Source organism: Capnocytophaga genosp. AHN8471 (assembly GCF_016806945.1).
Taxonomy (GTDB): domain Bacteria; phylum Bacteroidota; class Bacteroidia; order Flavobacteriales; family Flavobacteriaceae; genus Capnocytophaga; species Capnocytophaga periodontitidis.
The window spans coordinates 95,599-115,991 of the sequence record NZ_JAESPJ010000007.1 but is presented as its reverse complement, the minus strand read 5'-3'; the positions used below and the strand labels follow the sequence as shown (position 1 = coordinate 115,991).

At 38.3% G+C, this 20,393-nt stretch carries 24 protein-coding genes and 1 tRNA gene; 9 read left to right on the top strand and 16 right to left on the bottom strand.

Going from position 1 to position 20,393, the window contains the following annotated elements:
• Positions 1 to 15: 15 nt before the first annotated feature.
• Together JMN12_RS03740 and JMN12_RS03735 are read right to left on the bottom strand one after the other, a co-directional pair.
• On the bottom strand, positions 16 to 858 hold the full coding sequence (locus JMN12_RS03740; RefSeq protein WP_203137227.1) for a hypothetical protein: 843 nt from the start codon (positions 856 to 858) through the stop codon (positions 16 to 18).
• A gap of 33 nt (positions 859 to 891) precedes the next feature.
• Positions 892 to 1,425, bottom strand: coding sequence for a hypothetical protein (locus tag JMN12_RS03735; protein ID WP_203137225.1), 534 nt, complete (start codon positions 1,423 to 1,425; stop codon positions 892 to 894).
• 50 nt (positions 1,426 to 1,475) lie between these two features.
• Here JMN12_RS03735 and JMN12_RS03730 point away from each other — a divergent pair, with 50 nt between their 5' ends.
• Entirely contained in the window at positions 1,476 to 1,805 is a 330-nt protein-coding gene (locus JMN12_RS03730; protein ID WP_009410711.1) for a DMT family transporter, read from the top strand.
• A gap of 7 nt (positions 1,806 to 1,812) precedes the next feature.
• Here JMN12_RS03730 and JMN12_RS03725 read toward each other — a convergent pair whose 3' ends face one another.
• From JMN12_RS03725 to JMN12_RS03695, 7 genes are all read right to left on the bottom strand, one after another.
• Positions 1,813 to 2,370, bottom strand: coding sequence for a hypothetical protein (locus JMN12_RS03725; RefSeq protein ID WP_203083385.1), 558 nt, complete (start codon positions 2,368 to 2,370; stop codon positions 1,813 to 1,815).
• Positions 2,371 to 2,383: 13 nt separating this feature from the next.
• The gene (locus tag JMN12_RS15170) at positions 2,384 to 2,557 is read right to left on the bottom strand and encodes a hypothetical protein (RefSeq protein WP_238423812.1); all 174 of its coding nucleotides are present in this window, start codon (positions 2,555 to 2,557) and stop codon (positions 2,384 to 2,386) included.
• A gap of 14 nt (positions 2,558 to 2,571) precedes the next feature.
• Entirely contained in the window at positions 2,572 to 2,970 is a 399-nt protein-coding gene (locus JMN12_RS03715) for a hypothetical protein (protein WP_181830957.1), read from the bottom strand.
• A gap of 44 nt (positions 2,971 to 3,014) precedes the next feature.
• Complete coding sequence (locus JMN12_RS03710) at positions 3,015 to 3,335, bottom strand: hypothetical protein (protein ID WP_238423811.1); 321 nt, start codon at positions 3,333 to 3,335, stop codon at positions 3,015 to 3,017.
• 11 nt (positions 3,336 to 3,346) lie between these two features.
• On the bottom strand, positions 3,347 to 4,276 hold the full coding sequence (locus tag JMN12_RS03705; protein ID WP_203083386.1) for an HlyD family secretion protein: 930 nt from the start codon (positions 4,274 to 4,276) through the stop codon (positions 3,347 to 3,349).
• Positions 4,277 to 4,405: 129 nt separating this feature from the next.
• On the bottom strand, positions 4,406 to 5,719 hold the full coding sequence (locus tag JMN12_RS03700; protein ID WP_203137223.1) for a TolC family protein: 1,314 nt from the start codon (positions 5,717 to 5,719) through the stop codon (positions 4,406 to 4,408).
• A gap of 98 nt (positions 5,720 to 5,817) precedes the next feature.
• Positions 5,818 to 6,435 carry a TetR/AcrR family transcriptional regulator gene (locus JMN12_RS03695; protein WP_203083388.1) on the bottom strand — a complete coding sequence of 206 codons (618 nt, stop codon included), beginning with the start codon at positions 6,433 to 6,435 and terminating at the stop codon, positions 5,818 to 5,820.
• A 228-nt stretch (positions 6,436 to 6,663) separates the two neighbouring features.
• Here JMN12_RS03695 and JMN12_RS03690 point away from each other — a divergent pair, with 228 nt between their 5' ends.
• The 5 genes from JMN12_RS03690 to JMN12_RS03670 all read left to right on the top strand — a co-directional run bounded on the left by JMN12_RS03690 (position 6,664) and on the right by JMN12_RS03670 (position 11,346).
• Positions 6,664 to 7,440, top strand: coding sequence for a C40 family peptidase (locus JMN12_RS03690; protein ID WP_009412148.1), 777 nt, complete (start codon positions 6,664 to 6,666; stop codon positions 7,438 to 7,440).
• 35 nt (positions 7,441 to 7,475) lie between these two features.
• A complete protein-coding gene (dapB, locus tag JMN12_RS03685; RefSeq protein ID WP_203137220.1) occupies positions 7,476 to 8,180 on the top strand; it encodes a 4-hydroxy-tetrahydrodipicolinate reductase in 705 nt (234 codons plus the stop codon).
• 152 nt (positions 8,181 to 8,332) lie between these two features.
• Positions 8,333 to 9,145: an HAD family hydrolase gene (locus tag JMN12_RS03680; RefSeq protein WP_203137218.1), complete on the top strand. Its 813-nt coding sequence runs from the start codon at positions 8,333 to 8,335 to the stop codon at positions 9,143 to 9,145.
• Positions 9,146 to 9,168: 23 nt separating this feature from the next.
• Positions 9,169 to 10,722: a signal peptidase I gene (gene lepB, locus JMN12_RS03675; protein WP_088594428.1), complete on the top strand. Its 1,554-nt coding sequence runs from the start codon at positions 9,169 to 9,171 to the stop codon at positions 10,720 to 10,722.
• Positions 10,723 to 11,346 (top strand): WbqC family protein, encoded by a 624-nt coding sequence (locus JMN12_RS03670; RefSeq protein ID WP_009412144.1) that lies wholly within the window; start codon positions 10,723 to 10,725, stop codon positions 11,344 to 11,346.
• Positions 11,347 to 11,763: 417 nt separating this feature from the next.
• On the opposite strand, the gene bshC is transcribed toward JMN12_RS03670, so the two are convergent.
• Both bshC and JMN12_RS03660 read right to left on the bottom strand, forming a co-directional pair.
• The gene (bshC, locus tag JMN12_RS03665; protein WP_203137216.1) at positions 11,764 to 13,365 is read right to left on the bottom strand and encodes a bacillithiol biosynthesis cysteine-adding enzyme BshC; all 1,602 of its coding nucleotides are present in this window, start codon (positions 13,363 to 13,365) and stop codon (positions 11,764 to 11,766) included.
• A gap of 15 nt (positions 13,366 to 13,380) precedes the next feature.
• Positions 13,381 to 13,683: a hypothetical protein gene (locus tag JMN12_RS03660; RefSeq protein WP_002681550.1), complete on the bottom strand. Its 303-nt coding sequence runs from the start codon at positions 13,681 to 13,683 to the stop codon at positions 13,381 to 13,383.
• Positions 13,684 to 13,812: 129 nt separating this feature from the next.
• Here JMN12_RS03660 and JMN12_RS03655 point away from each other — a divergent pair, with 129 nt between their 5' ends.
• Positions 13,813 to 14,538 carry a 16S rRNA (uracil(1498)-N(3))-methyltransferase gene (locus JMN12_RS03655; RefSeq protein ID WP_009412142.1) on the top strand — a complete coding sequence of 242 codons (726 nt, stop codon included), beginning with the start codon at positions 13,813 to 13,815 and terminating at the stop codon, positions 14,536 to 14,538.
• A gap of 2 nt (positions 14,539 to 14,540) precedes the next feature.
• On the opposite strand, the gene JMN12_RS03650 is transcribed toward JMN12_RS03655, so the two are convergent.
• The 4 genes from JMN12_RS03650 to JMN12_RS03635 form a co-directional block, all read right to left on the bottom strand.
• Entirely contained in the window at positions 14,541 to 15,299 is a 759-nt protein-coding gene (locus JMN12_RS03650; RefSeq protein ID WP_203137201.1) for a Mur ligase, read from the bottom strand.
• A gap of 59 nt (positions 15,300 to 15,358) precedes the next feature.
• Positions 15,359 to 15,438, bottom strand: a tRNA-Leu gene (locus tag JMN12_RS03645).
• An 88-nt stretch (positions 15,439 to 15,526) separates the two neighbouring features.
• Positions 15,527 to 16,441 carry a bifunctional metallophosphatase/5'-nucleotidase gene (locus JMN12_RS03640; RefSeq protein ID WP_034555053.1) on the bottom strand — a complete coding sequence of 305 codons (915 nt, stop codon included), beginning with the start codon at positions 16,439 to 16,441 and terminating at the stop codon, positions 15,527 to 15,529.
• Positions 16,442 to 16,447: 6 nt separating this feature from the next.
• Positions 16,448 to 17,233, bottom strand: coding sequence for a 5'-nucleotidase C-terminal domain-containing protein (locus JMN12_RS03635; RefSeq protein ID WP_009412139.1), 786 nt, complete (start codon positions 17,231 to 17,233; stop codon positions 16,448 to 16,450).
• Positions 17,234 to 17,297: 64 nt separating this feature from the next.
• On the opposite strand from JMN12_RS03635, the gene JMN12_RS03630 reads away from it, so the two are divergent.
• Both JMN12_RS03630 and dapA read left to right on the top strand, forming a co-directional pair.
• Positions 17,298 to 17,816 carry a DUF6913 domain-containing protein gene (locus JMN12_RS03630; protein ID WP_225879469.1) on the top strand — a complete coding sequence of 173 codons (519 nt, stop codon included), beginning with the start codon at positions 17,298 to 17,300 and terminating at the stop codon, positions 17,814 to 17,816.
• A 6-nt stretch (positions 17,817 to 17,822) separates the two neighbouring features.
• Positions 17,823 to 18,695, top strand: coding sequence for a 4-hydroxy-tetrahydrodipicolinate synthase (gene dapA, locus JMN12_RS03625; RefSeq protein ID WP_009412137.1), 873 nt, complete (start codon positions 17,823 to 17,825; stop codon positions 18,693 to 18,695).
• On the opposite strand, the gene JMN12_RS03620 is transcribed toward dapA, so the two are convergent.
• A complete protein-coding gene (locus JMN12_RS03620) occupies positions 18,692 to 20,383 on the bottom strand; it encodes a murein L,D-transpeptidase (RefSeq protein ID WP_198472521.1) in 1,692 nt (563 codons plus the stop codon). The two genes, dapA and JMN12_RS03620, sit on opposite strands and share 4 nt — an antisense overlap.
• Positions 20,384 to 20,393 lie beyond the last annotated feature (10 nt).

The following is a 20,393-nucleotide window of genomic DNA, read 5'->3' as shown; positions in this document are numbered from 1 at the left end:
TAATAAAGTTAGCTCTTAATATTCCTCTGTTTCATCACAATCCGAGAGTTCATACGTGTAAACCCAGTAATCGGCTATAAGGTGAAACAGTTTATCATTTGTTTTATTCCTTAATTGCATAAGTGCTTCGGCTACATCTTTCAGCTTCCAACCCTTGCTGTTTAGGGAAAACCACGCTTCTTTTAGCTTGTTTTGGGATAGATAATTATAGAACAATGCTTTTTTATCGGTATCTTCTCTAAGCCAATTGGGGATATTTTTTAGGTCTGTTATACGATTTATATCCTCTATTTCAAAGATACAAGCATTATAACACAGCGCTGTATCGATATGATTCATAGAGGCAGGAAAGTCTCCTTCATATCCACTTCTTTCTATATCACCGAAAGGTATTATAGTTTCCCTATCGGTAAAATATACCAGTGGACTTGTGTGTTCCTTGCCATAACCGTATTCGTCCCAATAAGTAACTATCTTTTGTAAATCATCTTCACTGTAATGAATGTCTTTGCAAAATTGTTCAATTTCCTCAGTAAGCTCTTCTTCAATTTCTAACATATCCAAAATCATCAGAGTAACAAATTGTTTTTCATTGCTTGCCCTCTCGCTAAAATAACTCCATTCCAGCGAATCATCTACAAATATTTGTTTTCTGTCGCAGAAAAAATGGTATAACAAGCCGGTATATTCTGCTCCTGTACCTAAGAACAAAGGTATTAAACAAGGCGGGTGAGGATACCAATATTCCCAAACAGGATTATAAGTATCTAGGATAGGTATCTTAATTTGATGAAGAATCAATTTCTGAAAGTCTTCTGTAAAATTTAATTCTTTTATTACTTGTTTTAGTGCATTCATCTTTTTTATTATTATAATGATGTTGTTTACAGGTTAGTTTATGAGATTGCTATTGAGGCAAAAGCAGAGGTCTTTGCCTTCGGGGTCTTTTTCTATGTAACAATCTTTTCTCAAGGGATAGTCCCAATCGACGTTGGCGGTTTTTACTTTCTGATAAGGGGGTACGTATATCGTGCCTTTGTCCCAGAGAATTTGAGCATATAGTACTCCGTTGTAATAGGCATAATGCCCAAAAGGGTTCATTTCTTTTGAGGAATAACACGCCTGAAAGTTCTTACGACCATCGTAATCGCGTAGAGCTTGCGCTCCCATAAACTTCTGTGTAAAGCATTCGTTATCCTCACCGAGCTCGTTTTTGTACAATTCATAGAATACAGGACGGTCTTCTTCGAACAAAGCGTAATCATCGGCACTTATGCGGTAATAGCGTTCATAGCCTGCTACCCAACTTACAAGTACTTTCATCAAATGGGTTTCGATTGCTTCGCAATAGCCCACAGAGAAAAAGTGTTCTCGGTCTACGAGCTCTTTAGTGAGCTTTATGTGTTCTATGAGTTTTAATTTCATCTTCAGTAAAATTGTTATATTTTTGCCACGAATTTAGATACTATACTTATATGCATTACCTATACCTCACTTTAGCGATTGTTTTAGAGGTCTTAGCCACCGCTCTTTTAGGTAAATCGGAAGGGTTTACCAAGTGGTTGTTTGCCGTAGGCTCGCTGTTGTCTTATGGTGTTTGTTTTTACTTTTTATCCTTAGCTCTCAAGAATATTCCGCTGGGGGTAGCCTACGCTATCTGGTCGGGGGTAGGGATTGTACTGACAGCCATTGTGAGTATTCTTGTTTTCAAAAACAAAATAGACTTGCCTTTTGTATTGGGTTCCCTGCTTATCATCGCTGGGGTGGTGGTGATTAACCTCTTTTCAAAGGCAAATGGACACTGATTTTCCCTTATTTTTTGTCTTTTCTTCTTGTTATCAAAATAAATACTACGCATATTACCAGTCCTACAAGAGCGGGTTTGGCTACTGACCAACCGCTTGCACCACTGCTCACCACGCTCCATAACAGTTTTAAAAACGCAGCTAACACTACGGTGTAGAGCAATAAGCACCATTTTCTCTTCCACGCTGAGACTATCAGCAGATAGAAAAAGAGCGGTACACTTAGTGAGAAAAGTATCTTTTTTGTGTCCCACGTGCCTTTGAGATAGTCTATTTCGTAGGCTAAGAAACCGAGTACCTTAGGGTCGGTTTGTTGTGGAGTGGGGAACCAAAACATACTGGTAAATAGGCAAAAGATACTCAATGACACTCCTGCATACGATTTTCTCAAAGCAAAATACACCATAGGCACGATAAAGAGTGGGCGCACATACCAGCTTAATATATTGTGATGTCGTGCAAAAGTCCACTCAAAAAAGGAGTCATTAGTGAGAAAGACTACTATAAAAACTATGGTAAGCAGGGCGAAAACCGTTGCTATTACTTTTTCGTATTTCTTTAACATAGGGTTGTATTTGTTAGTAAGCTACAAAAAATGTGCTAAGAATGTGAGCTACAAGCTCTATTCTTGATAGACACGAGCCATAGGCTCGCGCCAGCGGGGGCGTTACGCCTTCGGGGATAAAGATAGCATCATACAGAAAATCGTCTAAAAAGGGGTATTCATTGGGGTTGATGGCTCGGATGTTCATATATAAATCTCTTTTTATTGTTCTTTTTTTCTTGCTCCTAACCACAATAGGAATATAAGTAGCCACATTATAACACTTTCAGGAAGTATTTTGGTAAGGTTACCTCCATCGCTTGTTAGGGTACTAAATGCAATACTTGCCCAACGCACTACTAGTAAAGCCATTACAAAGAAAGCAAGGAACTTGCCTGCATTGTCGTTCTTGCGCAGTGCCATTAATACTAAAGCAATACCCATTACTATGTTTTCGGTAGCTATGATATGCCAAAGATAATTGAATGTTATCCTACTTTCAGCATCAATATTGGTGTTTGACAAGGCAGGGAAAACAGTTGCAAAGCCGTTCATTTCGTGTGTAACGGCAGAGAGTAAGCAAAATACTCCCACTACAAGGTAAAAATAATTACGTATCATATTTTTTTATAATTGTTACTAATTCAATTTATGTGTTATTAATCTTAGAGGAAAAGGCGGGCGAGAAGGCTCAGGAGCACGAGTGCTAAGGTGATGAGCGATAGGTTGAAGCTGGTTGTGCGCTTACGTTGCCTCTTTCTAAGGCTGTGTTGGTACATAAAATTAAGGTTGATTTCGGCTATTATCAAATAGATGAAAAATAGCGGAAATATGATATAAGTTATGATAAAAACGACTTGGGATAGGATTATTCCAAGGGCTGAGAGGCAATAATCGGGGTATAGTGAGCGCATTGCTACTATAATAAGTGCGAGTATGGCAGTGCATAAAAACGCAATACTTAGGTATAAAAGACGTTTTTTCATTTTTCAATTTACTATTTGAATAACACTTCTCCGTACATTCCTATCTTTAAAAAGCCGTCGTTTTTAACCTTTACTTTGATAGCATAGACGAGGTTGGCGCGTTCAGATTTTGTTTGTATCGTTTTGGGGGTGAACTCGCTCTTTTGGGATATCCAGATAATTTCGCCTTGATAGGTGCGGTATTCGCCTTTTCCAGCATCGGTGCGCACGGTAACTTGCTGTCCTAATTTGATTTGGGATAGTTGGTCGCCGGTGATGTAGGCTTTTAGGGTTAGTACGTCGGTATTAGCAATCTTATAGAGTGGTTTTCCGAACGTCTGCATTTCTCCTTTTAGGGCGTAGTTAGTAAGCACAGTGCCCGCAATAGGGTTGATGATTTCACCCTGATTGATTTGCTCTTGAACGGCTTCGGCATTCTTTTGCAAGGGGGCTTCTTGGCTGAGTACGTTGCGGTTCTGGGTGTTGATGTTGGTGAGACTGACCTTGAGTTGGTTTTCGGTTACGGCTATCTGCTTGCGAAGCTGGTCGATGAGGGCAGAGAGGTCGTCCAATTGCTTTTGTGTGGCAGCCCCACCACGCACTAAGTTTTGTGTACGCGTGAGTTCACGTTCCTGTTGGGCGAGTTGTGCGCGCTGTACTTCGAGTTGGCTACGAATGAGTGCCACCTGGTCGGCAGGGTTTTGGGTTTTCTCTTTGAGTGAGGCAATAGTGGCTTCCACCTGCTCTTTCTGTATCTTGAGGAGAGCGACGTTTATCTGACCGACCTTTTGACCTTCGGTAAGAGTTTTGCCTTCTTCTACATCGTAGTCGATGAGTTGCCCCGTCTGTTGGGCAGAAACAATGACTTCGTCGGCTTCGAAATTGCCAGAAGCGTCGAATTTGTTCTTATTATTGCAAGCTATTAAAGCTATCAATGTGGTAATAAGTGCTATCTTTTTCATTTTAGTTCCTCACCCCCGTTCCCCCTCTCCTTGGGAGAGGGGGCAAGCCGGAAAGGCGATAGGGGTATTTTTTTTTATTGGGTTATTATTCAGTAAAAGGTATTCTTGTTCTGTTTATTGTTAGCCTCACTATAACTCCCCTCCTTGGGAGGGGTTGGGGGAGGATTGTCCTGTAATTAGTTTTTGATTCTCTTGAGCTTGGAGGAGTTGTATTTGGTGCAGGATAAGGGTTTGCTGAGCAAGATGCCAAGCATTGACTTTCTGCAAGTATTCGTGAGTGGTGATAACCCCGTTGTCCAACTGGACTTCAGCAGATTTAGCGACAGAGTGGCGCAAAGTTACCGATGCTTCATCTTGTTCTATCAGCTTTTGTAGCTTTTTGAGTTGCTCGGACTGCTGAGTGAGTTCGAGTTTTGTGTTGAGTAAAAAGGCTTGACGATCGGTTGCGATACTTTCGCGATTGAGGCGCAAAATGTGTCTCTTACTTGACAGGTTGTATAGCGGACTTAGATTCCATTGCAAACGGAGCCCTGTGATGTAGTAGAAATCCGCTTGGTTGCTGAGCATATTGAGTGTGGGACGCCCGTAACCGCCTTGAAAAAACGCACTGAGCTTAGGTATATATTCGCTATTGAGCTGTTTTTCTTGCGCTTTAAGCAACGATTCCTGTAGCTGAAATCCTTTGAGTTCAGGACGAAAAATATCGGTACTTAGGGTTTGAGACTGGGATTGAGGCGCAGGCTGTGCGAGCTGGGAAGCGTTGGTGAGCTCTTTGCCTATAAAAGTAGACAGCATTTGCAAGTAGGTAGCTTGGGTAGCTTCGTACTCGGTAGTTTGCATTCTTACACGGAGGATTTCGGCTTTCAGCTCGTCTACATTACTGGGAAGGGTCGTACCGTTTTTTAGGGCTACTTCCGCCTTCTTAAGTTGCGACTCGAGCGTTTCGATATTGAGGCGGTTTTGCGATAACTGGGCATCGATGAGGAGCACTCCAAAATATAGGTTGCTCACACGCTCTTTCAGGGTGTATAACTGCGTTTCGACCGCTTGCGCTTGGACAGCACTCTGGGCTTTGGCGACTGCCTTCTGACTGTGAATCGTACCACCCCCGTATAGGAGTTGGCTTACCTCGCCCACGACCTTGTATTGCTCTTTGTCAATCGTAGGCAAAAAGACGTTAGGAGGCAGTGGGAGTGCTCCTACAATGGTTTTAGAGAGGTCGGTTACTTCAGACTGGTAAGTGGCTTGCCCCAAGATAGAGACCTGTGGGAGGTAAGCACGATTGGCATTAGCAAGGGTATAGCCTTCGGTTTTGGCTATCAAATCGAGCTTTTTGACGGTAGGATAATTCTCTCGCGCCAAGTGATAATAATCCTCCAAGGTAATCGTTTCTTGTGCGATACCTATTATGGGGAAGAGTAAAAGTAATGCTATAAATCTCATATATAGATGTTGTTTACGTTATACAGTGTGTTTAACCATTTGGTTAGGGTATAGATAAAAAATATATTGTTTACCCCCATTCTCCTTCTTGGGAGGGGTTAGGGGAGGAATAATATCGCTTTAATCCATTGAGGGATAAGGGCTTTGCGCTGGAGCATTAGGGCTTTATACACCTCTTTGTCGGTTCTGCTCAGGGCGGTAAAGATAGGCTGGGCGATGAAGGGGAATATCACTAAACTGATCACGTTGAGCACGGTATGCATAAGGTTGGGTTCGGTGATTCGTCCTTGCGCTACTGCCTCGGCGTATTGGCGGGCTAAGACTGAGTGCTCTAACGCCTGAAGGATAGGGGTATTGGCAACAAAAGGTTCGGGATTAGCACGCACCTCGTTGAACATAAAGGTCGGTAATTCAGGTTCTTCCAAGAGCAAATCGATATAGTTAGCCACTACGCGCTCTATTTTCTCTTCTAAAGAGGTGCTCTCATCGTTGAGGATAGTACCTACTCCTTGAAAGAAATACGCCATTGTTTCGGTCATTACAATCTCAAAGAGTTTTTCTTTACTGCGGAAATAATAGTTGAGCATCGCGTGGTTGATACCTGCTTCCTCGGCAATATCACGGGTACGAGTGCCTGCATAACCCTTCTGGTGAAAGACTTTGCGAGCAGCAGCTTTGATGCGATCTTCAGTGGATGTGTCTTTAGTGTTACTCATTGTCATTCTATTTCGGGGGCAAAGGTAAGTTAAACATTTGTATTAACCAAATGGTTGGTGTTAAATCTTTGTTAATTGTGTGTTTATTGAATGAGATAATAGGTTTGATAAGAGGAGTGAGATTTTTTATAAAAAGAGTTGTTGTAAGGAAGGTAGGAGAGGGTGAGGTGTAAGTTTTGTTCATTGTTATTTGCTAATTGCTGATTAATTTGTACCTTTGCGCGCGTGATGAGTATGAAAATATTAGAAACCCCTTATGGAATATGCCATTTGAGCGTTGTTCCAGTACGCTTAGAGCCCCTTGAAGGAGCCGAGATGATTACGCAATTACTATTCGGTGAATTGCTGCAAGTGATTGATAAAGAAGAACATTGGAGCTATGTGCGCTTGTTATTCGACAATGTAGAAGGCTGGGTAGACAACAGTCAGTTTACAGAAATTTCGGATAAGGACTACAAAAAATGTCTTAAGAAGAAAGAGAAATACGCACATCGATGGCTTACTAAACTCCGTTTGAAAACAGGAGATGATCTCTTTTTGCACATACCCAAAGGGGCAACTTTCTCTCATAATCATCTTTTACACACTTCTCAATCTACCCAAAGAACTCCTCATCAAGGGGTAGTTTCCACCGCTTTAGAATATCTCAATGTACCTTTTTTGGCAGGAGGGAAAACTCCTTTTGGCATAGATGCTTCAGGTTTGGTACAGATGGTGTTTAAACTCAATAATATACATCTACCTCGCACTGCTGAGAAACAAGCGAAATACGGGGAACTCATTAGTTTTATAGAAGAATGTGAGGCAGGTGATTTGGCTTTTTTTGATGATGAAGAAGGAAATATCATCCACGTAGGAATTCTGTTAGGTGATAATAAAATTATTCATTCTTTTGGGAAAGTGCGAATTGATCGTTTGGATCATATAGGAATATTCAATAATGAACTTAGAAACTATACACATCAGTTGCGACTTTTAAAAAGAGTTGTATTTGATAAGAAATAAGAAAATAAAACATTGACTATTAATTTATTAATTATATGAAAATTGCTTTATTAGGATATGGTAAAATGGGTAAAACCATTGAACAAATAGCTGTTGCGCGTGGTCACGAGATTGTTTTGAAAATAGATAATGCCGAAACTCCTTACGACATTACTATAGCCGATGTAGCTATAGAGTTCAGCACGCCCAATAGTGCTTTTGCAAATATCAGCAATAGTTTGACACATAAAGTACCTGTGGTAGCAGGTACTACAGGGTGGTTATCCCAATATAACGAGGCGGTGGCATTGTGTAAAGCACAACAAACCGCTTTTTTGTATGCATCTAATTTTAGTATAGGGGTGAATGTATTTTTTGCTCTCAATAAAACTTTAGCTAAACTAATGTCAGGACTTAAGGAGTATGAGGTAGCTATTGAGGAAATCCATCATACCCAAAAACTCGATGCTCCTAGTGGTACAGCAATAACTTTGGCTGAAGGTATCATCGCAGAGACAGATAAAACTGGCTGGCATTTAGATACCGCTACGGAAAACGAAATCCCCATTGTAGCCAAACGCATTGATAATACCCCTGGTACTCACATCATCACTTATAGCAGTGAGGTGGATACTATAGAAATTAAACATACGGCTCACAATCGCAATGGTTTTGCTCTTGGCGCTGTGATGGCAGCGGAGTGGATTGTAGGAAAACAAGGAGTCTTCACGATGAGTGATGTACTTGGAATTAACAATTGAAAATGATGTTTATAGAATATAGTAATCAGTATTTTTATCTAGTTCAAGCAACAATATTACATAACTAAAATGCAAGAAACTTATTTTCTTTAAGAAAAAGGCATTATCTTTGCAAACTCATAACTCATAATTTTTTAACTCATAACTAAAGAATGTATAAAATTATATTTTCTGATATTGATGGAACTCTTTTAAGCGGTTCACGTACTCTTACTCAAAATACCATTCACGAAGTGAAAAAACTGAAAGACAAAATGCCTTTCATTTTAGTATCTTCACGTATGCCTCAGCAAATGTATCACATACAAAAAGATTTAGGTATAGCAGGTTTACCTCTTATCGCTTATAATGGAGGATTAGTGCTCAATGGTGAAAAAGTACTGCACTCAGTAGCAATTCCTCTTCAGATATTGGAAGAGGTGGTTACTCTCAACGAAAAAGAGTTTGCTTCAGAAATACATATTAGTTTTTATTACAACGATGAGTGGTATGTACCTCAATACGATCAATGGGCACAACGTGAAGAAACTATTACCAAAGTAACTCCTGTAGTACGTCCTAACCGAGAAGTGCTCACAACGTGGCAACAAGCAGGGCACGGAGCTCACAAACTGATGCTAATGGGGGAAGAAACTCTTATTGAGCGTATGTTCCAACTATTAAATGAGAAATATACTAAGGTAATGCAAATTTATCGCGGAAAAGAAACTTATATCGAATTATCAGATATCAGTATTTCTAAACTCACAGGGGTAAAAGTAGTTTTGAGCGAAATATACCATTTGTCGCTGAGTGAAGCAATTGCTTTTGGCGATAACTACAACGATTTAGAAATGTTAGAAGGCGTTGGCTGTGGCGTAGCAGTAGATAATGCACGCAATGAGGTGAAAGCCGTTGCCAAACATATAACATTACACCACTCAAAAGATGGTGTAGCCGAATTTTTAAAACAATTAAATAATTAATAATTAACGATTAAAGATTAAAGATGATATATTTATACATTTTAATTATTGCACAGCTCATCAATGGGCTATTTTTTTGGAAAGGTTATGAAAAAGCAGGTTACAGAGCGTGGCAAGCCTTTGTACCTTTTTATAATACTGTCATTTTTTTGCGTATCATCTCACGTCCGTGGTGGTGGGTCTTCTTGTTGTACTTACCTGTAATAGGCAATATTATGGTAGTAGTGATGACCTACGAGTGGTTACACGTGTTTAACTATCGCAAAAAACGCTATACCTTGCTTTCAGTAGTGACTTTAGGCTTGTTTGCTGCTTACGTAACTTATTTGCCCTCTACACAATATGTAGGTAAGGATGTAGAGGTAATCAAGAAAAATGTATCGTCGTGGGTAAGTGCTGTACTCTTTGCTGTGGTAGCAGCTTCGGGTATTCACACCTATTTCATACAACCTTATATGATTCCTACTTCTTCCTTAGAAAAAACACTTTTAGTAGGTGATTTCCTCTTTGTGAGCAAGTTCCATTACGGAGTGCGTGTGCCTATGACGCCTTTATCATTACCTATGGTACACGATTCTATTCCTATAATAGGTACAAAATCATACATCAAAACACCACAATTACCTTATTTGCGTTTGCCTGCTTTGCAAAAAGTACAACGAAATGATATTACTGTATTCAACTGGCCTACTGATACGGTAAGATACTTCCGTGATAATTCGGGTATTCACGTTGATAAACCTATTGATAAGAAATCAAACTATGTGAAACGCACGGTAGCTATCCCAGGTGATGTACTTGAGATAAAAGATGGTGATGTATGGATCAATGGCAAAAAAGAAATTTACCCTATACGTGCTAAACTACAAACATCGTATATAGTGGTAACACAGCCTAATTTGTTTAACTCTATAGAAGAAGTTTGGAGTGCTATGTACCAACAATTTGGTGTGACCGATCGCGCTTATCCTATCAATAACGATACCTATATTTTTTCTTCTCTTACTGACGATGTGGCAAAAGCATTAGCTGCTAATCCTAATATTGTATCTGTAACTCGCAATGTGAATAAGGCGGGAGTGTACAATAAGGCTATCTTCCCTCATAGTCCTGCATTCCCTTGGAATGAGGATAATTATGGTCCCATTACCATCCCTGCTAAAGGAAAAAGTGTAACACTTACTATTGAGAATTTACCTTTGTATAAACGCATTATCAGCGTGTATGAACACAACCAATTGGAAGTAAAAGGTAATGAGATTTATATCAACGGACAAAAAGCTAATAGCTATACTTTTAAACAAGACTATTATTGGATGATGGGTGACAATCGCCATAATTCTGAAGATAGCCGTTTTTGGGGCTTTGTACCTGAAGATCACGTATTAGGAAAACCAGTACTCGTTTGGATGAGTTTAGACCAAAACGCTTCAGGCTTTAAGAAAATACGTTGGAATCGTCTGTTCACCACTGTGAATGGTGATGGAGAGCCCGTATCGTATCGTTATATCGTGTTTGCTTTGCTCGGTTTGTGGTTAGCTTATAGTTTGCTGAAAAAGAAAAAAGAAAAAGAATAAATGGTAACACAAGTATTATTGCACCCCACTTATTTTCCTTCAATAGCTCAATTTCATTTGATATTGAACAACCCTTGTGTATTAGAAGTTTCGGATAATTATCAGAAGCAAACTTTGCGCAATAGGGCTTATATTTATGGTGCGAATGGTAAACAAGCCCTTAATTTACCTATCAAACACGTAGGAGGGGATACTGGCAGACAGCTGTTTAAAGATGTAAAGGTAGAAAATAATTTTCCTTGGCAACGATTGCATTGGAAGAGCTTAGAAACTGCTTATCGCACATCACCTTATTTTGAGTATTACGAGGACGATTTGGCACGTATTTTTGAAAAACAATATACTTATTTACTTGATGTAAACCTTGATACTATTGAAACTATTTTAGCGTGCCTATTGGTACATATCAATTTTGATAAGACAAAAGTGTATGAAGCCGAGCCTCAAGGAGTAAAAGACTATCGCTTTTTAAGTAGCGCTAAAAAAGAATACCCTATAACAATGCCTCCATATCATCAAATATTCTCAGATAAATATGGGTTTATTCCTAACTTATCAATATTGGATTTATTGTTTCACGAAGGACCTAATACCCAAGACTATTTGGCGAAGGTAATAGTATAGTGTAATAAAGTGTGCAACTACACATTTAAAGGTGTATAATTACACGTTTTGTTATAGGCTTTTGAAATAAGTGTTATAGTTAATTTTTATTTTAGTTATTGATAGTCAGTGTATTGAATGTTTTAGTGAATTAAACAAAAAGTTTGGCACAGATTTTTCTATATACTAAACAGAAAAATGCTAAATTAAACATCATCACCTTAAGTGTGATACTCATTAAAACAAATCTTGTGAAAAAGACTTTATTACTCAATGGTAATAGAATAACATTTTTCTAAACTGAAAAATTTTCTTCATTTTGGAGTTAGTAGTAGTATTTATATGCATTGTGAAAAAGGCTCTCTAAGAAATTAGGGAGCTTTTTTTATGCCTATTTACAACAAAAAAAAGACGCTAAAGAGCGTCTTTTTTATATTGTTAGTATTGTATGACTACAAATCTAAAATCAAAGGGATTAAAGTCTTTCACTAATTCAGGGATGAATTCCTTACCTTTCAGCAAATAGAAATCGGTGAAGTTAGCAAAACGTTCTTGTAAGATGTTATTAGGGAATAGTTCACTTTGCAAAATAGTAGTGCGCTCTAATTCCTCACTAAACTTCCTTTTTTGGGCTTTTAAAAGTCGTTTTTCAAGTTTTTCTAAACCTTTTAACTGTCGGACTTCTTGGGCTTTTACGGCATTCTTAAAGGTAATGTCAGTACGTTCAGCTAATTGGTATAGATGAGTGAATTGCTGTTGGAGTAATTCCTTTTCAGGAGTAAAATCTATAGGAAATTCACTGAGTTGTCGTACTTTTTTATTTTTTAACTCTTCTGGTTTTAAGAATAAATCGTTTAGAGAAAACTGTAGTTTTTCAATTTTCTCAGCTTGTCGTTGTGAAACGAGCATTGCCGAATTGCGCAACATCAGTATGGGGAAGGGTACTTTTTCCGTATTAAAAAATCCTTTTAATTCTAACCAATAAGCTATTTCTCCACCACCACCTATATAAGCCAAATTAGGCAATATCACCTCTTGATACAAAGGGCGCAAGATAACGTTAGGAGAAAACCGTTCAGGATAGGTATTGAGTTCTTCTAAAATAGCTTCTTTAGAGAAGTGAATATTTGTATCGTGTACCTCAAAACCTTCGGTGGTACGTATGATGCGGTGTCTGCCGTTAGGGGTGAGGTAGAACATATTCACCTCACGTGGGTTTACTTGCACAGGATAAGTGCTATTCACCTTTTGTAAAGCCTCAATACTTTTAGTTACTTCACGATGAGCAACACTATGTAACAAATCATTCCTTATATAGGAAATAAATTCCTTTTTTAAAGCCTTGTCGTTACCGTCGATTACCACCACTCCATAATCTTCAAATAGGGCATTTACTAAATAGCGAGTAGCTTCAGCTAAATTATTGTTTTTTAGATAGCTATCGCGGAAGAGAGCTCGCAATTCATCAGCGTTTTTACCCAATCCTATTGCTCTATCAAACGTTTGAAATACCGCTTCGAGTGTATTGGTAGAAAAGTTGCCCGTTGCTCCTGTTTGGTCGCTATTCCAACAGATGGTGCGATTGCTGAGGTGAAAATGGTTGATTTCCTCAAAATCGTGGTCTTCTGTAGCCATCCAATACACAGGAACAAAATGTTTATCGGGGTACTTTTCAGTGAGCTGTCTAACAGTATTAATTACTGAAATTATCTTGAAGATAAAATAGAGATGCCCTGTAAAAAGACTCAACTGATGTCCTGTAGTAACTGTGAACGTATTACTTTGAGCTAAAAGTTCTATATTTTTGAGTACTTTAGGGGTCGTTTTTAGCTCGGCGTATTGTGCTTTTAAGCTACTTACTAAAACATTGCGTTTTTCTTGACTGAAATTAGCTTCTTTTTCAGTTATTTGCTTTTCAAATTCTGCTATTGAAGGAAAGTGATTGTAGAAAGGGCGTAGTTTTTCTTGCTCATCTACATAATCGGTGATGAGCGTAGAGAAAAACCGAATATTGGAGTAAGGAATATAAGCGGAAATCATACGCTTGAAGTGTTTTTATTCGTCGTCTAATGAAGAATCGTCGGGGATGTCTAAACCGCCTACCCCTATTTCATCGTCATTATTGTTCATAAAGTCGTCGTCCTCGTCGAAGTTTTCCATTGTATCGGCTAAACGAGTACTTACTTTCACTAAATAGATAGTGTCCTCGGTGCGTACTTCTAAGGCATCAACGGTCTCATTTTTGGCGTTTTTAAAACGAATTACATCTGCATCAGTATACCCATCAGGGTATTTTTCTACTAACATAGAGAGAATCTCATTGGTTAGTTTGTTGTAGTCTACTATTACGCGTTTCATATTAATATTACTTTTCACGGGGCGAAAGTAAGTTAAATTTTATAATTACAAAATAAAAAACGTATTTTTTTTTAATTTGTAGTATCTTTGCCCCCGAAAAATGCTTATGATTTCTAAGAAAATTAAACTATGAGTATACAATTATTTTATCACCCAGCATTGCAATTAGATAGTACAAATTGCTTTTTTGATAAGGAAGAAAGCCAGCATATAGTAAAGGTATTACGCAAAAAAGCGGGTGATGTGTTACATATTACTAACGGGAAGGGACAACTTTTTGAAGCACAATTAGATTTTGCGTCTCCTAAACAATGTGAAGTAAGAATACTGAAATGCACTACCCAATCACCGCGTTCTTATTATTTACACTTGGTAGTAGCCCCTACTAAAATGAATGAACGTTACGAATGGTTTTTAGAGAAAGCTACTGAAATAGGGGTAGATGAAATTACACCTATTATTTGTGAACATTCTGAGCGTACGACTATTAAAGTAGAGCGTTTTGAGAAGATACTTCTTTCGGCGATGAAACAATCGCTGCAATGTTATTTGCCTAAACTCAATGCTCCTATTGCATCAACTCAGTTTTTTAAAGTGATGAAGACAGATACTTCAGCTAAATATATAGCCCATTGTTACGAAAATGAGAAGCGGTTGTTCTCACGAACACTCACTCCGTTCCCTGAGCGTATCACAGTACTAATAGGACCTGAAGGTGATTTTTCAACAACTGAACTCAACACCGCTTTGCAACAATCGTTTATACCTATATCATTGGGTGATACGCGTTTGCGTACCGAAACAGCAGCTGTAGTAGCCTGCCATACAGTAGCCGTGCTTAATGAACTCCAATAGGATTAGAAACTCACCATAGCTTCATAGAAATCGGCTTCATCAATGCCCATATTTTGGCATACCCATTTGGCAGCCTCAATGTAGCTTATTTGGGTAGCCGACGTATCGCCTAAGGGCAATTCTCCTTCGGGAGTAATAAGAAAAGTTTCGCCATTGTGCGTTTCAAATAGAGGGGTGCGGTACTCCATTTTACGTATCGCCCTCTCGTTGTTTTCTACAAGTGTTTTGAGAGCTTCATCATCTTCATTGTAAATAAGGATGCCTCCTTTAGTAATCGATTCTATAAAGTTTTGATATTCTTCTACTTTTTCATTGTTAATATCACTGATGAGGGCAATGGTAGGATGTAGTGCGGCACTGTTGTCCCCTCCTTCAAAAAGAACAAATTCGGTATCTACAAAATGTACTTGTTTGTCATTAATAGGAGTTTCTAAACAATAACTCAAAGGTTGGTTATAAAAATCCATAGTGTGTAGCACACGTGCCAAACACTCTTTCTTACCCTTATCACCACTGAGTACTACACGGGTTTTATTTTTGAAATATTCGTATAGAAAAGCATTAGGTGATATAGGTGAAAGCCCTAAGTTTTGAGCCAATAACAAATCGGGGTGAGTAGGTGATAGGTGAGGATCAGCAATTACATAATGAGTTTCAGAAGATAATTCTTCTGGTAAGGTAGTGATGTGGTGCTGTTCATTTAGAGCCATCATCAAGGGGCGCAAGTGAGTGCTGGGGGCTACTATAAAATGGATATTCATTGTATTGAAAGTTAATTGTTATAAAAAAAGCTATCCTATTAGGATAGCTTTTTTTGTTGTACCTGAGGAGGGAATCGAACCCTCACTCCGAAGAACACGAGTTTGAGTCGTGCGCGTCTACCAATTCCGCCACTCAGGCTTGCTTTTTAAATCGGGTGCAAAGGTACATAAGTTTTTTGAATATGCAAAAAAAAGCCTAACTTTTTTGCTAAATATTTTTTAACTTATTAAACTTCAATGCTAACAGATTTATTTTTCACCAGCTTTTCATCTTCAAAAAAGAAGTCAATACGCCCTAGATTGATACCATAGCATCCCACTTGGTTTACTAAAGTTATTTTTTCACGGCGATTGGTTACCAAAGTAGGCTTTGGCAAGAAAGTGTGTGTATGTCCGCCAATAATCAAATCGATATACGATGTTTGTGCTGCCACTTTTAGGTCGCACACCTTATTAGGATTATCTTTGTACTCATAGCCTATGTGTGAAAGACAGATAATGAGGTCGCAATGTTCTTCGTTATGCAGTTTGCGTTCCATATCTTGGGCAATTTCTATAGGGTTGAGATATACAGTTTCACCGTACATCTGTTTGTTAACTAAGCCTTCTAACTCTACTCCTATACCAAAAACACCTATTTTGATACCATTAAGATAGTAAATTTTATAAGGGAGTGTATGTCCGTTTAAAATGGTATTGCTAAAATCATAATTAGAGATGATAAAATCGAATTTAGCGTGAGGTAATTGAGCATAGAGGCCTTCGAGTGCATTGTCAAAATCGTGATTGCCAAGAGTTGCCGCGTCGTATTTGAGCATAGACATCAGTTTGAACTCTAATTCACCTCCGTAGAAGTTGAAATAAGGAGTACCTTGAAAAATATCTCCTGCATCAAAGAGGAGAGTATAAGGGTTTTCTTGACGTATTTGGTCTATGAGGGCAGCCCTGCGTGCTACCCCTCCTTTGTTAGGATTAAAGGGGTCGGTAGCAGGTAGTGGGTCGATATGGCTGTGCACATCGTTAGTGTGCAAGATAGTAATTTGCTTGGTATTAGCGGGTTTCATTGATAAGGAACCCAATCCTCCCATCCCTACCAATAGAGAGGAAGCGCCTATATGTTTTAAAAAAGTTCTTCTTTCCATAATATATTAAGGTTTATATTCGAAACGATGGTCTTCAGTAGCGTTTAAAATATCTATTTTTTTGAAGTAATCGATAAGTACGTTGCGGAGTTTATAGCCTATTTTATCAGCGTCTAAAGCGCCTTTAAAAAAGTACATTTCATCGCCTCCATTGTATAGGTAATCGGAAGTGACAACTACATAAGTTTTGTTAGGGTCAAAAGGCTTTCCGTTAATGGTGAAGTGCGTGATTTTACCATCCTTAGTGATTTGTAACGACACTTGTTTAGAAAGAGGGTGGGGGAGACGGTGCTGTATGAGGTAATCAGCGAGTTCTTTTACTTTAGTTCCTGGCATAGTGAGTACAATTACCTCATTTTCAAAAGGCATCAAATTAAAAGCTGATTCCATTGTGATGGTGCCTTTAGGCAAATCGGAGCGGATACCTCCCCAGTTGAGCATCACAAAATCAACCTCCTTGCCTGTGCGCTTTTTGTATGCCTCGGATACAATTTCAAAGGTAGCATCAGCCATAAAATTGCTGATTCCTGTGTTAAGCAAGGTGGTTTTCCTATCCTTTACTAAATCACGAGCATTTTCAGCTAAAACGGTAGACATTTCTGCTTTGATACGCTCTCTATACGGACTTATAAAATTTTCTATATCAGTTTTTTGTGATATAGATTCGGTAACGGGAATGTTTTTGCTACGCTCTTTTGTAACAGTGTATTTAGCAGGAGTACAAGAGGCTAAAAAGGCAAATGTTACAAATAATACAAAAAAATAATGCTTCATTATATCAAACTTTCTCATAAATATGTTTTTATTTTAAAAATTATTTTTACCTTTGCAATCACACGCAAAATTACAATATATTTTGGACATCATAAAGAATTTTTACCTAAAAAATAAAATTCGCAAGAATTTTAAAGCCTTAGAAAAGTATAACAAAAGGTTAGACAGCGACTTAGTGAAAGTAGGCTGTATTGTGGATATGGATGTAGTGAAGGAAGTTAACCCTCTGTTAGAGTTAATGAAATACTATTCCATACGTCCTGAAAACTATATTGTTTTAGGATATAAGCACACTTCAGAAGAAACTCACGCTAATGGAGTTCCTTTTTTAGTAGATAAAGAAATTAATTGGCAAGGAAAGGTGAGAAATTATCATGCTGATCGTTTAGCAGAACAGGAATATGATTTGCTCATCAACTATTTCAATGAACCTAAATTGCCCTTGCTCTTACTATCCTCATCAATAAAAGCAAAATTGAGAATAGGGTTTCAAGGAATTGATATGCAGTATAACGATATTACTATTGCTTGCCCTCTTACTGAAGAAAGAGTTTTTACTGAAGAAGTAAAAAAAGTATTAGGAACCATTATTCATAAATAAGAAGTTATGACAAACCAACTAACAGGAACTGGTGTAGCTCTCATTACACCTTTTACAAAAGACAATCAGGTGGATACTGAAGCACTTGCCCGCATTGTGGACTATGTAACCGAAGGCGGAGTGGAATTTATAGTAGCCTTAGGTACTACCAGTGAAGCCCCTACGCTTACTAAAGATGAAAAACGCATCGTACGCGAGACAATTATCAAGGCTAATAAAGGACGTTTGCCTTTAGTTTTAGGTATAGGTGGTAACAATACCCAAAATGTAATTGACGAAATCAAACAGACCGATTTGTCTCCGTTTGTAGCAATTTTATCAGTAACACCTTATTACAACAAGCCTTCGCAAAACGGCTTATATGCACACTTTGCCGCCATTGCGAAAGAAAGTACACTCCCTATTATTTTGTATAATGTACCAGGACGTACAGGAGTATCGATGACGACTGAAACTGTCGTGCGTTTAGCAAATGATTTTGAGAATATTGTAGCAATTAAAGAAGCATCGGGCAATTTGCTGCTCGATATGAATATCATCAAAGATATGCCTAAAGATTTTATTTTGCTCTCTGGTGACGATGCTACTACTTTGCCTGCGGTGTATATGGGAGGAAGTGGAGCAATTTCTGTGATAGGAATTGCTTATCCTAAAGAATTTTCAGAAATGGTGCGTTTAGGACGACAAGGAAAAACAGTTGAGGCTAACAAACTTCAATATAAATTGCTTCCTAGAACAGCATTAGCTTTTAAAGAAGGAAATCCTATAGGAATTAAAGCTATGTTAGCGGCTAAAGGTTTGTGCGAACCTTATGTGCGTTTGCCTTTAGTAGAGGCATCAGAAGAATTGAAAAAAGCAATAAGCGATTTGAAAGATTAACTTTCAAATCGCTTTATTTCTTTTAACTGTTCGTTATCGAGATCATAGATGTCGTTTTTTAAAGTCAATTCGCCGTTTTCATCTATAAAAGCGGTGTAGTAAAGAATATTTATTTTGTACTTCGTTTTTAAAGCAATGCGATATTGAGATCGCTTGCCATTCATAGCTTCATTTACTTTTTCTAAAGTCCAAGGTGTTTCAGTAGCTTCATTTTTCAATAGCTGATAAGCTAATTCATTAGGGTTTTGCACACGCACACAACCGTGACTTAAGGCGCGATCATCACGCTGAAAGAAATATTTAGAAGGAGTGTCGTGCAGGTAAATACTCATACCATTAGTGAGTATGAACTTCACTAACCCCAAGGAGTTATAGGCTGATGGAGCTTCTACAAAGTGGAAACCGCGTTTGTGTACAGAAGGGTCTGTCCAATCAATGGTAGTAGGGTCTACCTTTTTGCCCTTTTCATACATAGTATAACCTCTTTTTTGGTATTTTTCGGGATCGGCTTGTGATATAATCTGTGGGAGCATTTCCTTTTTTATAATACTTTGTGGAACCGACCACGTAGGGCGGAATTCTACATAGCGAATGGTATCGGTAAAAATAGGTGTAGGGGTTTCTGTTCTACCTACTACTACACGTGTTTGAAATTGTAACGAGTCCTTGTGAAAGAGCAATAATTTGAAATCGGGGATGTTCACCAAAGCGTAGTGTTCGCCTAAATCGTTATTGAACACGCGCATACGTTCCATATTCAGTTGTAACAAATCGCGTTTACGACTTTTATTCATATTCAGGAAGTAAAGTGTTTGTTTTCCTAACAAGCCATCAGCTGTAAGTCCGTTGCTTTTTTGGAAACGTTGTACTGTTTTGATAAGGGTACTATCTACCATTTGAGCCTCAATTTCAGGAGTAGCATAAAAACCCTTCTGTTTGAGTCCATTGCGCAAATGTACCACTATAGGGGAAGTATAGCCATATACAAAATCCTTTGCGGGAAAATCAATGGTAATAAAAGTATCTACCGCTTGTTTTTTGAGTTGTAGATAGAGTGCTTTCATCTGCTCATACTGCTTGTTTTGAGGAAACAGTGGTATAATAACGCTTGCTAAAGAAGTTTTATCACCTATATACAATAATAGGTCAATATTTTTCTGAGCATCATATTTAGGCTTGATCCAAGTGTGTTTGCCATAAGCAATTCTTGTAAATCTACCGCTGGTAAGGTGTTTGGTAAACAATAAGAACGAGGCAGTAATTTCCTTGTCTAAGGAAGCTTTGTAATCATCGGATAACTGGTGAGCATAACTACTATCCACTGCTTTTTTCAGAGCAGTACGCCTATAAGTTTCAGGTGCCAAGCCATCGTTAGCAACACTGTCTAAAACAGAAAGATACTCTTTAAATAGGCGTGAAGGAATATCTTGGTAGAGCCAACGTGTTTTGCCACCATTTTGTATATAATAGGTGTAAGTTTCAGATTGGATACCTTTTTTGTTGTGAGTGTCCAAGATGGGAAGATTTTCAAAAGTAGCAGCCGTAGTATCTACTGCTATAGTAAGAGCTTCGGCATAAATTTCTTCACCAGTTTCTCTCAGTGATGAATCAGGGTGTGAAGCAGGATTTTTCTTACAGCTTTGGAGTATAGCAAGAGCAGCTATTAAAAAGTAGAGTTTAAATTTCATTGTATGAAAA

Coding starts and splice junctions, on each gene's coding strand:
- JMN12_RS03740 (WP_203137227.1), bottom strand. CDS start 858: ATGAATGCACTAAAACAAGTAATAAAAGAATTAAATTTTACAGAAGAC.
- JMN12_RS03735 (WP_203137225.1), bottom strand. CDS start 1,425: ATGAAATTAAAACTCATAGAACACATAAAGCTCACTAAAGAGCTCGTA.
- JMN12_RS03730 (WP_009410711.1), top strand. CDS start 1,476: ATGCATTACCTATACCTCACTTTAGCGATTGTTTTAGAGGTCTTAGCC.
- JMN12_RS03725 (WP_203083385.1), bottom strand. CDS start 2,370: ATGTTAAAGAAATACGAAAAAGTAATAGCAACGGTTTTCGCCCTGCTT.
- JMN12_RS15170 (WP_238423812.1), bottom strand. CDS start 2,557: ATGAACATCCGAGCCATCAACCCCAATGAATACCCCTTTTTAGACGAT.
- JMN12_RS03715 (WP_181830957.1), bottom strand. CDS start 2,970: ATGATACGTAATTATTTTTACCTTGTAGTGGGAGTATTTTGCTTACTC.
- JMN12_RS03710 (WP_238423811.1), bottom strand. CDS start 3,335: ATGAAAAAACGTCTTTTATACCTAAGTATTGCGTTTTTATGCACTGCC.
- JMN12_RS03705 (WP_203083386.1), bottom strand. CDS start 4,276: ATGAAAAAGATAGCACTTATTACCACATTGATAGCTTTAATAGCTTGC.
- JMN12_RS03700 (WP_203137223.1), bottom strand. CDS start 5,719: ATGAGATTTATAGCATTACTTTTACTCTTCCCCATAATAGGTATCGCA.
- JMN12_RS03695 (WP_203083388.1), bottom strand. CDS start 6,435: ATGAGTAACACTAAAGACACATCCACTGAAGATCGCATCAAAGCTGCT.
- JMN12_RS03690 (WP_009412148.1), top strand. CDS start 6,664: ATGAGTATGAAAATATTAGAAACCCCTTATGGAATATGCCATTTGAGC.
- dapB (WP_203137220.1), top strand. CDS start 7,476: ATGAAAATTGCTTTATTAGGATATGGTAAAATGGGTAAAACCATTGAA.
- JMN12_RS03680 (WP_203137218.1), top strand. CDS start 8,333: ATGTATAAAATTATATTTTCTGATATTGATGGAACTCTTTTAAGCGGT.
- lepB (WP_088594428.1), top strand. CDS start 9,169: ATGATATATTTATACATTTTAATTATTGCACAGCTCATCAATGGGCTA.
- JMN12_RS03670 (WP_009412144.1), top strand. CDS start 10,723: ATGGTAACACAAGTATTATTGCACCCCACTTATTTTCCTTCAATAGCT.
- bshC (WP_203137216.1), bottom strand. CDS start 13,365: ATGATTTCCGCTTATATTCCTTACTCCAATATTCGGTTTTTCTCTACG.
- JMN12_RS03660 (WP_002681550.1), bottom strand. CDS start 13,683: ATGAAACGCGTAATAGTAGACTACAACAAACTAACCAATGAGATTCTC.
- JMN12_RS03655 (WP_009412142.1), top strand. CDS start 13,813: ATGAGTATACAATTATTTTATCACCCAGCATTGCAATTAGATAGTACA.
- JMN12_RS03650 (WP_203137201.1), bottom strand. CDS start 15,299: ATGAATATCCATTTTATAGTAGCCCCCAGCACTCACTTGCGCCCCTTG.
- JMN12_RS03640 (WP_034555053.1), bottom strand. CDS start 16,441: ATGGAAAGAAGAACTTTTTTAAAACATATAGGCGCTTCCTCTCTATTG.
- JMN12_RS03635 (WP_009412139.1), bottom strand. CDS start 17,233: ATGAGAAAGTTTGATATAATGAAGCATTATTTTTTTGTATTATTTGTA.
- dapA (WP_009412137.1), top strand. CDS start 17,823: ATGACAAACCAACTAACAGGAACTGGTGTAGCTCTCATTACACCTTTT.
- JMN12_RS03620 (WP_198472521.1), bottom strand. CDS start 20,383: ATGAAATTTAAACTCTACTTTTTAATAGCTGCTCTTGCTATACTCCAA.